Origin of the sequence: Pseudoalteromonas sp. Hal040 (assembly GCF_037162425.1) — a bacterium.
GTDB classification, from domain to species: domain Bacteria; phylum Pseudomonadota; class Gammaproteobacteria; order Enterobacterales; family Alteromonadaceae; genus Pseudoalteromonas; species Pseudoalteromonas gelatinilytica.
The window spans coordinates 3,137,388-3,151,584 of record NZ_JARLUU010000001.1; the positions used below are offsets into that span (position 1 = coordinate 3,137,388).

At 36.7% G+C, this 14,197-nt stretch carries 14 protein-coding genes; 8 read left to right on the forward strand and 6 right to left on the reverse strand.

Features of this window, described 5'->3' with window-relative positions:
- Window positions 1-42: 42 nt before the first annotated feature.
- Window positions 43-1,248, forward strand: coding sequence for a tyrosine-type recombinase/integrase (locus P4S60_RS14605; RefSeq protein WP_337116416.1), 1,206 nt, complete (start codon window positions 43-45; stop codon window positions 1,246-1,248).
- A 193-nt stretch (window positions 1,249-1,441) separates the two neighbouring features.
- Here P4S60_RS14605 and P4S60_RS14610 read toward each other — a convergent pair whose 3' ends face one another.
- A complete protein-coding gene (locus P4S60_RS14610) occupies window positions 1,442-1,846 on the reverse strand; it encodes a hypothetical protein (protein ID WP_337116417.1) in 405 nt (134 codons plus the stop codon).
- Window positions 1,847-2,836: 990 nt separating this feature from the next.
- Here P4S60_RS14610 and P4S60_RS14615 point away from each other — a divergent pair.
- Complete coding sequence (locus P4S60_RS14615) at window positions 2,837-3,718, forward strand: hypothetical protein (RefSeq protein WP_337116418.1); 882 nt, start codon at window positions 2,837-2,839, stop codon at window positions 3,716-3,718.
- 104 nt (window positions 3,719-3,822) lie between these two features.
- Here P4S60_RS14615 and P4S60_RS14620 read toward each other — a convergent pair whose 3' ends face one another.
- Window positions 3,823-4,800 (reverse strand): hypothetical protein, encoded by a 978-nt coding sequence (locus P4S60_RS14620; protein WP_337116419.1) that lies wholly within the window; start codon window positions 4,798-4,800, stop codon window positions 3,823-3,825.
- A 518-nt stretch (window positions 4,801-5,318) separates the two neighbouring features.
- Between P4S60_RS14620 and P4S60_RS14625 the strand changes: the two genes are divergently transcribed.
- The 4 genes from P4S60_RS14625 to P4S60_RS14640 are packed head-to-tail and all read left to right on the forward strand — an operon-like array spanning window position 5,319 to window position 8,733.
- On the forward strand, window positions 5,319-5,693 hold the full coding sequence (locus P4S60_RS14625) for an MBL fold metallo-hydrolase (protein WP_337116420.1): 375 nt from the start codon (window positions 5,319-5,321) through the stop codon (window positions 5,691-5,693).
- Window positions 5,582-6,499: a hypothetical protein gene (locus tag P4S60_RS14630; RefSeq protein WP_337116421.1), complete on the forward strand. Its 918-nt coding sequence runs from the start codon at window positions 5,582-5,584 to the stop codon at window positions 6,497-6,499. The genes P4S60_RS14625 and P4S60_RS14630 overlap by 112 nt, the downstream gene beginning before the upstream one ends.
- A 10-nt stretch (window positions 6,500-6,509) precedes the next feature.
- Window positions 6,510-8,264 (forward strand): ThiF family adenylyltransferase, encoded by a 1,755-nt coding sequence (locus P4S60_RS14635; RefSeq protein ID WP_337116422.1) that lies wholly within the window; start codon window positions 6,510-6,512, stop codon window positions 8,262-8,264.
- Window positions 8,251-8,733 carry a Mov34/MPN/PAD-1 family protein gene (locus P4S60_RS14640; RefSeq protein WP_337116423.1) on the forward strand — a complete coding sequence of 161 codons (483 nt, stop codon included), beginning with the start codon at window positions 8,251-8,253 and terminating at the stop codon, window positions 8,731-8,733. Before P4S60_RS14635 ends, P4S60_RS14640 begins: the two co-directional genes overlap by 14 nt.
- Window positions 8,734-8,760: 27 nt before the next feature.
- Here P4S60_RS14640 and P4S60_RS14645 read toward each other — a convergent pair whose 3' ends face one another.
- The 4 genes from P4S60_RS14645 to P4S60_RS14660 all read right to left on the reverse strand — a co-directional run bounded on the left by P4S60_RS14645 (window position 8,761) and on the right by P4S60_RS14660 (window position 11,792).
- Window positions 8,761-9,255 (reverse strand): hypothetical protein, encoded by a 495-nt coding sequence (locus tag P4S60_RS14645; protein ID WP_337116424.1) that lies wholly within the window; start codon window positions 9,253-9,255, stop codon window positions 8,761-8,763.
- Between the two features lie 797 nt (window positions 9,256-10,052).
- Window positions 10,053-10,193 carry a hypothetical protein gene (locus P4S60_RS14650; RefSeq protein ID WP_337116425.1) on the reverse strand — a complete coding sequence of 47 codons (141 nt, stop codon included), beginning with the start codon at window positions 10,191-10,193 and terminating at the stop codon, window positions 10,053-10,055.
- Window positions 10,194-11,035: 842 nt separating this feature from the next.
- On the reverse strand, window positions 11,036-11,428 hold the full coding sequence (locus tag P4S60_RS14655) for a hypothetical protein (protein WP_337116426.1): 393 nt from the start codon (window positions 11,426-11,428) through the stop codon (window positions 11,036-11,038).
- Window positions 11,429-11,477: 49 nt separating this feature from the next.
- Window positions 11,478-11,792, reverse strand: a complete 315-nt coding sequence (locus P4S60_RS14660) for a hypothetical protein (RefSeq protein WP_337116427.1) — start codon at window positions 11,790-11,792, stop codon at window positions 11,478-11,480.
- 109 nt (window positions 11,793-11,901) lie between these two features.
- Between P4S60_RS14660 and P4S60_RS14665 the strand changes: the two genes are divergently transcribed.
- Window positions 11,902-12,234 (forward strand): hypothetical protein, encoded by a 333-nt coding sequence (locus tag P4S60_RS14665; protein ID WP_289098142.1) that lies wholly within the window; start codon window positions 11,902-11,904, stop codon window positions 12,232-12,234.
- A gap of 165 nt (window positions 12,235-12,399) precedes the next feature.
- A complete protein-coding gene (locus P4S60_RS14670) occupies window positions 12,400-14,109 on the forward strand; it encodes a tyrosine-type recombinase/integrase (RefSeq protein ID WP_337116428.1) in 1,710 nt (569 codons plus the stop codon).
- Window positions 14,110-14,197 lie beyond the last annotated feature (88 nt).

The window sequence follows — 14,197 nt, forward strand, 5'->3', positions numbered from 1 at the left end:
TCCACCTTATTAAAATTGAATTAAGTGGAACAAAGGTGAAACATGGCTGAATTAATAAGATCATTTACAGACCAATTTATTAGCAACTTACAAGTTAAAAAATACATTCAAATCTACGCTGATAAACATCATAAGCATTTAAAGTTACAAGTAAGACCATCCGGCAAAAAGAGTTACTTTTTTAGAGCGAAATGCAATGGTAAAGATATTAAACGTAAAATAGGTGAAGTTGGTCAAATCACAGTACCTATGGCAAAAGTGTTAGCTGATAAAACACTGCGAGAATTAAGGCATAGCGATAGAGAATTTGAAATAGCAGAACAATATACGCCTAGCAAGTACATTACTATAAATAATGTCTTTGAACTCTATAAGGCTAATGAGCTTGATTACCGTAAGACAATAGCAGGCCGTACTCATGCATTAGAAGTCGCATATAACACTCACGTTAAAAAACAAATAGGTGATTGTTTTGTAGTTGAAATATCGAAAAAATTTGCCCGCTCATTTCTTAAAGAAATTGAGCCGAAAGGTTACAGTGCTCATAACAAAGTTATTAGTGTTTTGAAAGCTGCTTTTAACTACGTGATAGATTATGAAGAGCAACTTGGTATATCAGTTAACCCCTTTGAACGCATGAAGAAAATGCAGAGCATTGCTCGTAATCGCTACCTTAGTTATGAGGAGGCTGGAAGGTTGTTGAATGCATTAAGTAAAGTCTCTGACCAAGATGTCGCTGATATATACCGAATAGCTCTATTTACTGGTGCTAGGCTTTCAAATGTAAAATCAATGCAATGGGCAGACCTAAACCTCTCGTCAGCAATTTGGTTAATTCCAGCAACACTGACAAAAACTCGTCAGCAATATGAAATCCCATTACACAAAGCCGTGCTTGAGATCTTAAGAGCAAGAAAATCAAGGGGAGGCTCTGCACATTTTGTTTTTCCTGCTCGTAACAAATCCAAATATGGCTATATAACAGGCGGCGATAAAATTTGGAAAGAAGCGATCACCCTTGCAGGACTGTATCATGAAAATCCTAATATTCGACCTAGACCACATGACTTGAGACGTACTTTTGCGACTTGGCAGATACAATCTGGTGCTGACATAAGCATTGTTTCAAAAGCACTTTGTCACACATCGCTAAAACACACTCTTATTTATGCCCATACAAATATGGATCAGGTAAGAAGTGCGATAGAAGGAGCTTTTGAAGGTATCACTTATAGCTTTACTGCGTAGTAGATATATTTAAACAGGGTTTAGAAGTTCAATGTACATAACTGGATTGTTTTATACTAATTTTATGTGCTTTGCTTCTGAGATCAATTAAGTTTGAAAACTATAAAAGCCCACTAATGTGGGCTTTGGTAGGACTAACTACTAGGACATTAATATTTAATTCTTTGCTTATATAAACTAAGTTTTGCTTAACCTAAAAATCTGTATTATCACTGATACCTGCATCATCAAATCCCCAGTCCGTCGCTCCATGGTCGTCATCAAACATTATGATCCCGCCTTCATCCGATAACATGAAGCTATGGTCTGTGTGGTTTACATGGCATTCATCAGTACTCGATATTGACTCTGACAAAGCTAAGTTGTCATTTATATCAATTAGCGATACAGGCTCTATGAGGGGCTCTGAAAAATCACTTTCATCTGAAAGCACGCAAGCAGTTGCAGCAGCCATATCTATCTGCGCCGAGAGATTTAAAGGGTTGGTCAGTATGTCATCACATACATCTGTTAGGATTATTTGTGTGTCTATATCTTCTTCTATAAATGGCTCTACAGAACAATGGCCGAATAGTTTTAAACTTAGTAAGTCTGTCATAATTGCACCTTAATTTTCGTTTTGGCGCTATTTGACTTTAAGAATTTAAAACTCATTTGCAAACATATTTTTATAAAAACTTTCATCGGCTAAAAAGTTTTCAAAGATAAAAAGTGTTGACTGCTTTTATCTATGGCTTTGTTTCTCGTGCAGCGCTAAACACCAGCCTGTTTACGGTTCAACCACAGCTAATGCTGTGCAGGCAAACCATCTTATCTACCTCATAATTTGTTCTCCTTGGCTCTTTGTAGAGCTTGCCTATTAATAAAAGCAAAGATACTCGTCCCGCTACAATTCGAGATTCTGTATCTGTTTTTTGTCAACGAGATAATCGTACACGCATTATCAAAGATTAATAAAAGTAGATTATGCAGAAAGTGTTGTGTGTTAATTACAAAGCGAAGCGTCTTCTCGCATCAAAGCAACCGCTTTGAATGCAATAAAAAGCAGTTGTGAAACAACTCAATAAATCGCGTAGTAAGAATAATTGCGAAGCCAATTTTCGAGCGCAGCAGCGCATGTCCGACTGTGGCGGACTAACCCCGCTTTTGTTTTTGTGGAGCAAAAATTTACTGTGTAATAGCGAAGCAATGAAACAGTAAACCTAAAAGTGAGGACACGAACGACAGCCAGCTTTAGAAGCAACAAGATTTATCAATGCGCAGCCTGGCATGGCAAAAGGGGGTTAGTGCGGCGCAAGCCGGACATGCGCTAAGCGTCAACCCTAGAAGCGAACGCTTCGTGGAGCTAGCTCGTTGACGAATGTCAACATGAGAGCTAGCGTGGGTTGTAAGCGTTTAATCGCAAAGTGAAACCTTTAAGATTAATGAAGTGAAACTTCATATTTAGTTTATCTATAAGTATTTTCATTAGGTGCAGTGAAGCGAATGCTTCTCCTAATGAAAAACCGATAATTCATCGCTAAGTTAGCAAAATTCGTATCACCCAAACCTTCATATCTCCAAGTAAACAAATCACGATGGAGATAAAATGACGATAGATAAAGATACTTCCAGTATTACCAACAGTAATGTATATCTGCCCTACTTTGACATCGATATGCATTACAAAAAATATAAAAACCGACGACAACAAGGCCAGGTAAAACTAGAGTGGACAATAAAACATGCAATGCGGTTTGGATTTGTATCAGCGATTGTGTGTGCAGAAGTATGGCAAACAAGTAGAGCAAAGACGTTAGAGTTTTTAAACAAACTCGTCGATATGGGATTACTTCAAACAGCTAAAACAATTCGTGCGGCAGATGGTCGCGTCTATGTATTATCATATGCAGGCGCACTATATGCACGTGAGTTAACACAAATCGATTTCCCTTTTCGCTCAACATCAGAGCCAATACACCAAGTGAATCAAAACTCCATTATGCATGACAGCATTTTAAGCCTAGTGCTCGCGCTCGGTATTCAAAATAGTAATTCAGAGGGTACTCCCAACCCGCTATGGAAAGCCTATTTGACTGAATTAGAGTTTAAACGTCTGTTCCCAGCAAATGATGTAAAAAACGTTGATGCGCTAGTATTACTGAATAATAGCGAAGTCGCTGCAATTGAAATAGAGCACTCATTCAAGCGAAAACAACAACATGAGCAAAGCATTCTAAAATTTAAAAGCGCACTTTTTGGTGAGCAGAAGTTATATGACAAAGTCTTTCTCATCGTAGCATCAACAAAAATTCAACAAGACACACAGCGCTTCTACAAGCAGCTACTCAATGAAATGCCAACACGGTATGACAAGAAAACAAAGCAGCCAATGCTGACGGAGAGAGAAGCTGAGATACTGAAAGACAAAATAGTTATCAGAACCAAGTTTATTAACTTGATAAATAATAAGTTTTATTCGAAGTTATAGAGTTAATATTACAGCTCTGTAACTTATCTTTTTGGTCTATACTTCCCAAAATATAAAGCTGATAAAGTAAGATCAAACTACAGATAGAATTTAGCTGAGATAACTCAATCTAATCTATCAGTGGCTGCGATAATCTCAGCTCTGCAGTTAGTAGGCCCATTAACAAAAGTACCTAATAGAAAAAATGATCCATTGTTATCTCTTCTTATTGGAATTCTACAAGTATATATACCTTTATCTGTTTTAATTTCTTCATCAAAGATCCAAGCACCTAAATTTCCGTGGTCGCCTTGATCATAACTTAACAATTTCATTTTCTTTGTTATATGCTCATATCGATAATTTGCGTTAAGTAAAATGGCACATGGTATAAGTTTTCCTGAAACTCTCACCTGTAGATCAGTATTGATTATAATGTAATTATCTTCCGGAACATCTTTTTCAGCCATATTTCCAAAATAAAGCTTTGCAGACATTTTCCCTTTAAGGCTTGATTGCTCTTCATAGCCCAAGGCGAGATTAAAAAGAGCATTTATATCAATCAAATTTTTTCCATCGATACAGAAACGTCTATCAGCGGCAGTAATTACCTCAGGCTTTAGTGAGTGTTTATCTATCATCCCTTTACCAACTTTTACTCCAAGAGAGGAATCGTCAAGTAAAGTAAAATTATGGTAATCGATAAAAAAGTTTATGAAATCAGTAGGAATTTCGTCAGGAATAGTTTCCTTTATATTTATTAAAAATACTTTATTACCAGATTGCTCAGCTTTTTCTTTAATTGAAATTGGAAATGGCTTTCTAGATACAACCATTAAGTGCTGCGCACCAACTTCTTCTACTTTGCATAGCCACCCGTTGAATGTATTAATATCTACTGCAGAATTACGATCTTGAACTTCTACAATTGTAAGTGTTTCTCTAGGAGGCTTACCTTGTCTAATGGAAACATCAATTTGTCTTGTTCTGCCATTACTTGATGTTAAAACTGGGAGGAATACATCATGTTCAACAATAGCATCAGGACTCAGCCCTTTTTCGATTGCTGCAATTACAAGTTCGAATTCCTTTCCTTTTTTCATAACTGATCCATTTATAGGTTTTATAATTAATAGAAATAATATCATTACACAGAGAATTATGAATGTACGGAAGTAAAACTAATCGCAAAGCTCATAACATTGATAATCAGGTTTTAGTCTCACAATTGATATTTTAGTAACAATTATCCTAGATGAGTTGTAAAGTGTCATTCAGGAAACATTATCCCTAATTCTCTAATAGTTCGATAAACCTCTCTTATTAATGGCTGAAATCTATTGTAATTCAATACAACGTCCTTTTTACTTTTAATTAAAGCCAGAGCCTAATACGTCTATATTTCTTCATCATAAATTTTTATCAGCACCAATAAAGTATTAGAACGAGTAATTATTTTTCTATTGATTGCATGGTTTTGTGTGGCATATTAAGAAAGTTAGGTTCAATTTAATAAAATTCTTACCTTACATTTTTAATAACACTAATTAACCTATATCTAGTAGAAGATACATTTTTAAATGTCAATATATTCCATTTTTTCGACCTAGGAGAGTGATGTATGAGTGATCCATCAATTGAGTTTTTTCCAGTAGCTAATGGTGATATGACCCTTATTACTACAAAAAATGAAAAGCGAATCTTAATTGACTGCAACTATCGACAACCATCAGAGGAAGTTGTTGATGTTAAAGAAATGCTTAGAAGTAGGCTTAGGCGAAACGAAGATGATCAACTTTTCATTGATGTTTTCATCGTCACTCACCCGGATCAGGATCATACTCGTGGTTTCAGGGAAATTTTTCATACCGGAACCGTAGAAGATTGGAAAAAAATGATGATAAGATCATTATTAATGAAATGTGGTCTTCACCAAGAGTTTTTCGAAGAGCAAGCCGTAACCCTAAAGAGGGAGAAAATGCGAACAACACACTGACCGATGATGCTATCGCAATAAATACTGAGGCTAAACGTAGAGCTTCATTATATAAGGATTCTCTGAATATCGGGGAGCTTGGTGATCGATTAGTTATTTTGACTGAGGATGAAGATAATAAAACCGAAGGAATGGGAGGGATTGTTGCTGACTTATATAGCGAGTTTGTTGCTAGCAAGTCTAGTTTAGATGATAACTCGATAGAAGCATTTCTCTTAGGGCCAGCAGACAAACAGGAAATTGAAGAAGACGAAGAGAACCTCAGCAAAAATGATTCGAGTGCTATTATCCAATTTCAGTTAGTAGATGATGAAAATTGCACAAACTATTTCCTTAATGGTGGCGATGCTGGTGTAAAGTGCTGGGAATTACTTTACAAAAAAATGGACGAAGCCGATTCAAAAGATCGGCTTCAGTATAATCTATTACAGGCACCACACCATTGTTCTTGGCGCTCATTATCAGAAGATAGTGAGTCGGATTGTAAAAATCCTCAATTCAATGAAGATGCAAAAAGTGCTCTAGGCCAAGCTTTATACAATGCTATTATTGTATCTAGCAGTAGACCTTTCGGAGAAGAAACGCCGCCATCTCGCTTAGCTGAAGGCGAATATCTGGATATATTGGATGAACAAGACGGTGATTTTATTATGGTTTCCGACCAAACGGATAAAGACGGCAACGAAACATCTCTTTATGTAACGTTTTCTAATGGTAAACCAATATTAGAAGGTACACCTGTTAACTTTGCTAAGACAACAGTCCCTGAAGTAGTTAAGAAAAAAGGCAAAAACACCTATGCATAGAGCGTGTAAATTGGCTTTAGATAATTTAGGTACTTTTCTATCGAAACGTTTTAGTGCACGCAGGTTAACAAGTGTAAGGGCAAAGCTGTTAGGTTTGTCTTTTAATAAAGGTGATTATGGATGGATTATTAAAACTTCAATCTTATTTGAAGGTCATTCACTTTCTATCGTCGTTTTACCAACAGTTAATTTTCCATACGAAGTTCCTAAAATCTATGTAAAGCCTGATTTACCAGTTTTAAGTTACCCGCATGTTGAACACAATGGAAAACTATGTGTGTGGGACAATGAAGTCGGCTATGACCCGACAGACATTCGCTATACAGAGCAACTAATACTCGATGCTCATGCTCTATTGGAGAAGGTCACGACTCATCAACTTGATAGTGATTTTGACAGAGGCTTTTTGAGTTATTGGAAGTTTGCTCACCCTGTTACGGTGAAGGTGAATAGCCTATGTCGAATAGGGCTGAAGGAAACCAAGCAAGTATATGTTGCTTATACCAGAAAAAAAGGCACCGTATTCGCGGACAGTCTTGCTGAACTTAAATTGTGGCTAAATAATGTAGGGATAAAGCCTCGTTCTCATATGATCTCAAAAAGTTTCATGTTACATATTGAAGCTCCATGGCTTCCAAGTGAATACCCTAAAAAGTTAAGCCAAATTATTGAAATAATAAAATCCCAAGCTTCAGAGAATGATGATGTGTATACACTAATCTCTGAAATGCTTTGTGCGCCGACAAAGTATCCAATGTTTCTAATTCAAATACCATCGGAAAGTGGTAATACAGTCGTTGGAATGTGTACCGAAACGAATGCATTTACAACAGGAAACCGAAGAACTGAATTTCGTCATCCTCTACTCGGTAACGGCTTTAGAGCTAACCGAGTTTTTCCTAAACAACTATTCCGAAGAGCCGAACATTTGAATTTGTATGGGATTAATGTTGAACGTAATGATGTTGAATGGGTTTTAGGCCGAGGAGAAAACGAACAATTAAGAAACATATCGACTCATCAAATAGGCATAGTTGGATTAGGTTCTGTTGGCTCTGGAGTGCTACCAATTCTTGTTAGAGCGGGTTTTTCAAAGTTTGTTTTAATTGATGGTGACAGTCTTGAAGCTGCCAATGTAGGTCGTCATTGGTTAGGTGATCCACACGTTGGAATGAATAAAGCTAAAGCATGTGAAATTGAACTGAAACGTATGTTCCCATGGGTGCAAGTTATACATGCAGGGGAACAAGACTGGTTTGACGATGAAAGAAGTATATGTGAACTCAAGCAATGTGACTTAATAATAAGTTCCACGGGGGAATGGGCGTCAGATATTTATTTCGGGGAGTTATTAGAACAAGAAGAGCTTGAATGTCCCGTACTTTTTGCCTTTACGGAGCCTCATGCAGTGGCTACACATTGTTATCTGAATAATTCTGGAAAGTTCAAGTTTAGGAGGCTATTTTCCAATACAGGACAGTTGCTAACCCCTGTTGTGGAATTTAGCGCCTCAACTCAAAAACGCTTGCCGACATGCGGCGGATATTTTCAACCCTATGGCGGAATGGAACTTAGTTATGGTCATAGTATGATTGCAGAGTTTGTAACCGATGTTGTGAAAGGTAGTGTCAATATAGAACATGATATTCACCGAGTTTGGGTGAGTAGCTTTTCTCATGTCAAATTAAATGGTGGTAAATGGAATGTAGGTTGGACGTCTATTAATGGAACACTTGAAAAAGGTGCTAAAATTGTCACACTCTAAACTTGAAGATATGGTTTTTGTGGGGGCTGGCATAACTCTAACGATTCGGTCTAGCGCTTGCCAAAAGTTTCTCAGATACCAGCAACCATTTGGCAAAAATGAAGCCGGAGGAATGTTGTTTGGTTCGATCAACGGTTCTACTGTTAACGTTGAAGATATTTCTACTCCATCAATTCAAGATAAGAGAAGCCCCAATGGATTTAGGTGGCATAGAGATAGTGCAAATGAGACCATTATTAAGTTTTCCAAAAAGGGACTTCACTACTTAGGAGACTGGCATTCGCACCCACAAAGTAAACCAGAACCATCCCATAGTGACATAGAGTCAATACGAAGCACATATAATGATTCAGTCCATGAACTCAACTATTTTATTTTGTTCATTTTAAGTAATAGTGATATCCAAAGTAGTTATGTTGCTCTGAGCAATGGAAAAAAAGAGTTTGAGTTAACCTTGATAACTCATTGAAAATAAACAACGTAAACCTTACGTAAATTACTCATCAGTTCTTGCCTTACTAACTCGCTTAGTTATGTAATCAGTTTGTTTTTTATATGATACGACCAATAATAAAAACAATAAACAAATTAAGATCTCCGAAGTCCATTTGACTAAGATTGGATAACTAGGAGACATATACTCGTAAAGTTTGATTAAAGAAATACACAAAAACATCGCACAAAGCGTTCGATACATATTATTGGCTTCTGACAACACAGTGATAAGTTTATCTTTCTGAGAAGCTGCTATGTAATCCTCATATTCTGAAAGCTTAAGAAAACCAACTTTCTTTAATAGCGGTTCAATACAGATGGAGCCGATACGACTGATGATAAGTCCAATGAAATAGTATAAAAAAATTCCAAATACTACATTTCCTTGGATAAAGCTGTAAGCAGTTAGAGAATCGACAATAGCGACGAATACTATTCCCGGAAATAAATAGTTGAATAAATTGTATGATGACAGTTTATTTAGCAGGTTTTCCATGGGTTGAGATACCTTAATTTATATGCCATAGCTAATTCAAGCCTTACGAGAGTACAATAGCATATCCACTACGCTCTCACAGTAAAATAACACTATGAAATATAGAGCTATTACTAGAACCATTATGGAACATTAAAATCTTAAGTAAACCATCTTATAATAACCACGCGTATTACAATGGTAACCCAGTATGTTTTACCCGAAGCCCTATGATATCTCAAAAGCATTTAAGTAGAACTCGAGAAGATTTGCTTAGATGCTATATAAGATAAATTTTTCGAATCCAAGAAATCAGCAATGAGCGAACAAGAACAACCATTCCTTTAAGTGCGAGAAAGCAAGCTTTAGACCGCCACAGACAAAAGCCATGATTCAATGATGCCTCACAATACAAATATGCGGTGCTGGGGCTAATTTTTGTTAAATACATATCTGACGCCTCTCGCTTTGCAAAGAATAACTAAAACAAGACTTTGCCAACCCTAACTAGAAGTATTCTCTCGTTCTTGAAGGTTACATGGCTGAAGAATTTAAACAAGAAATCATGATTGAGCTGGAACAGCGCGATTAATACAAAGAGAAAAACGTTTTTTGAAAACCTTATCTTTTGCATATTTATCTATCATTGACTTCCACCTCAGTGAGGGAACTTGTTCGGTCAGAATACATTAAGTAATGAATAGAGGGTTCTTTAGAGCATCGACCATAATTAATTTTTTGTCCAAAAATAACTTAGCCAAAAAGTCAGCTTCTCAGCAACAAACTTTATACGAAAAGCGCCCTTTGGGCGCTGAGTATTACAAGTATTTTTCTCTTAAGCTCGATTCTACATAACCTAAGATTTCTGCAAATATGAATGCGATAATAAGTCGTGCATATCCATCAATACCCGAGAATGAGTAACCTAATGCAGCTTTGTATATTGAAAAGTAGTCCACGATCCAAAATCCAACCGCAATAACCACAAATATATAAATTACATTCACGATAACTCGAACAAAATCTAGAACGAACTTTAAGCGTAATGTCTTCACACAGTTTCTCCTGTTTTATGTACTGTGCATATACATAAGTTTGGTCGATGAGAAATCTAAAGAGAAAAGCAGGCACATGGTGCCTGCTTCTTCTCTCTTTTATTGCTCTGTCATTCATCTGAGTTTGCTGCAACGCATTCGTGCAACTCACACAGCTAACTCTCCCTACAATTAACTCTTATCGCAAACCGCTTATATATGCGAGCTGACTTCCTAAAGAAGCCAAATCTAGGTCCTCCGCCAGGGTGCGGTGGTAACGACATTTGCTAAGTGATGATTGAGCGTCCTGCTTTTTTCTGTATGTCTCGCATTATTAAGTAAGAAATGAACAAGCAAAATAAGTGTGTCTATTACCAGTTTATTGATGTGATTTTTTGGTTAGTTACATTCTTAGCGTCGCTATTTTCTACTTGAGTTAGCATGTGAAGGGTAGTAGAAATGACATTGCTATTGTTCTAAGGCCGTATAGTGAAATCATGCTCAGTTTGCGATGTGTTATAGTTAATTACTAGCAAAGATATCGAGCTATATTTTTTCCTCACATTGAATTGGAGAAGTGCTATGAACTTTCAGATTGAATACTTAACTTTTCTGGTCCCCTTATCAATTATGATTGGCGGCGCTATTTGGGTATATCTAGATAATAAAAAAGTGAATGCCAAAGAATAGTGTCATTGCAAGTAAGGGCATGACACTATCTGGTAGTAATATGTTCAAGAAAAAGCGACTCTTTCGAGTCGCTTCAATTAACCATCATTTTCAATGATTGTGTTCCAATGCCACTGCGCTAATTCGAAAAACAAATCAGGCGGCAGTAGAAAGAACTGTTCAAATTCATCAGCCCAGAGCTCGCAGAAATCTTTTATTTGGTCAATGTAAAAGATGAGTATGCGATACATACCGCTCCCTTCAAGATACTGACTTTCAAGACTGTGCTCTCTAGCAATTGATTTACTAACACTGACCCCGACGACTTTTCCAACATCATCACGATGGACATATATGTATTGTGAAAAGTCTAACTCAAGCCTGTCTTCGTTAGTGATACTTGCAAGCCAAAGGCTCGTCGATGCGTCTTGGAAAGGTGACTTAGACTCTCTTGTGTACTTTCTGACAATTTGAAGTTTTGTTTGACCCATGTTTATCTCCTGTTTGTACTTAAAGATAAACATGTTCACTGCAAGCGAATTAATGCGAGTTATCGAAGTCAAATTCCAACTGACGTTCATCAACAAAGCCTTCACTATCACAAACGTCATTACTCATTAATAAGTTAGTGTTGCTGCAAAGTAGTAATAATAGTGACCTTAGAAGAGGTAACTGTTCATAGCTAAAACTAATTTTGTAGCTATTCGAAAAGCTGTGAAATAACAGCTTCTCAATATCAAAATTATCTTCTGTAAAGTTTAGGTCATAAATAGCGTCATACTCTTGATAAAGACACTGAATAACTTTCTCTAAAAAATCGGCTGCTACAGCAGCATTGAACTTCTCATTTTCCATTTTGGTTGCTTCCTTCTTTATTAATTTAAAAATAAGAAGCGGCAGACAATGCAAATTTTGCATAAGTAGCTCGTATTTATTTTCGAAGACAAACTTTTTGGAGATGAATATGACTAACTCAAACGTTGTGGAACTATTTCAGAAGCGCCCTGCAGTTGCTAATGATGAGGAATATATTGCTTTATATGAACAAAATGATGGCTACATATATTACGTAAGAAACTATGTAGCCCAGCAGGAGTTTATAGTCGTTAGCGATTCTTTTATGCGGGCGTTACCTGAAGAGATGCGCCCCGCTACGAACGTGTTTTTCAGTTGTAATTTCTACTTACTGAAGCAGTTCAAACGAGATGTGCAGTCACATATTCAACACACTGGACAATTTTTATATTTTTATCACTTGTTTGATAAATCAGTTAACGCGTTTTTTGACTCGTTATAACCTAAAGCCAGCTATGCTGGCTTTTTCACTTATAATATCAAAAACTTAAAAACACCATGTTTGAGTGAAAATTATTTAGTAAATACAAAGTTTGCATAATCTTTTTTAGTTTGAAAATTTTTTTCATTTTAGAATTTTCACATTCTCAAATTAAAAAAACTTTGCATGCAACAATTGAACGCAGACCCTAAGCAAAACACTATGCCTGATGGCATGGTAAGTTTTGCTGTGCGCTCAAATCAATTTGCTAGCAATTTACAAGATATAGCGTGTGTACTTGGTATTTCAGAAAGCGATGTAAAAGGCCTAGCTGACGATGGTCTTATCAACGCTATTCGCCTTCGCTCAGGAGAGTGGTTATTCCCACCTATTGATAAGCTAGTAGTATTGTGGGGAGAATCTACTAGCAACACTTCAACAGCAAGTGAAATGCAAGCCCATGTAAGAACACTTTATGACGATAATATATTTAATAATAATGTAGACCATGACTTTGTTAGTGAATCGAATAAACCAGGTGCTAATCAATCAGCCACTCTTGATAACACACAGCCACAAGTTCAATCTACCAAAGGTGACCAGTCTGATCTAAAAAAGCCTTTGACTATCGCTGAAGTTTGCAATTTTGAACACACGCATAAGCTATTTTCCGCACGAAGTAAGAGAACCCCTTTGATAATTGAAAATACTAGATTTAAAGGACTGAAACTGGAAGGCTCTGAATTTAGACGCAAGTTGATCGTTAAGACGAAGGCGGTTCGTTGTGTACTTTTTGAATGGACAAATATAGATGATATTCAAACATCTGTATTAGAGAAGTATATTGAGCGTTATGAATATGTATTCAATCAATTAAAAAGAAGGCCAGAAACAGAAGAATACAAGCTTTACAGCCAACAGCTTAAAACGGTGGGTGATGTTATACGGAACCATCTAAAATTCAATATTCCTAATAAGCACAGTGAAGAATCTGGGGAGATTAAGGTTATCAATAGTTTAATTCGTCTTCACTTATCTAAAGATGTAGAAGTAACACTTCCAAGTAAACGTAAAGAGGTTATCAACCTGATGGATGAGCAATTCTGCTCATTCACTATTGCTCGATACAATGCCTACTTAGAAACGTTTAGAGCAACAAATGGAACCCACGATAAGATTGTTACAAGAGTAAAGGCTGCATTCAATTTTGCATTTGATGAGAAGCTAATTGCAGCTGTAAACACCCGCCCTTTTGTTATTGCTCGTAAAATTAATAGAGAGCGGCATATCGAAATACCAGGGGAGCATATGAAGCTGATGTTTGAGTATTTGGATGATCATGAAAATCCAGACTTTGTATTTTTTATGAACCTCCAATCTTCCGGGCACTTCAGATACGGCCAAGTTATGTCGTTAAGGTTTACTGATTTTGATTTTGCTCATAACTTTGTGAGAGTAAAACCGAAAGGGGGTAAAGAGGTTACTATTCACTTGCCTAAGGATGTTGTAAGTTTAGTCGCAAAAAGGAAGGAGCAATTTAAAGCTAGGGGTCTACAAGCAGACTATATATTCCCATCAAAGCAGTCTAAAACGGGTCACAAGGCCGATTTTTACGCTCATTGGCATGATATGCTCGAAGAACTTGGTTTTTATACTCTGGATAGTGATGGCGAAAAGCAGTATCAATATCAGCTTCACGATTTTAGAGAAACTTTACTAGGCCGCCTTCTTGAATTTGATGAATATACACTAGGAGCTGCTCTTGGTCATTTATCTCTACACGCAGTCAAGCGCTATAAAAAGGCAAATACGGCGAGTAATAAACTAGCCGCAGAGAAAGGGCATCTTAGAAAAGAGAACATGATCAGCCGAGAACCTCTAGAAGGTTCTAAGTGATTACCAAAATAAATCTGAACTTATGTACGGTTAAGCATTGAGCATAACTGTACAATAATACGTTTATAGAACTCATTTTTGGACAAAA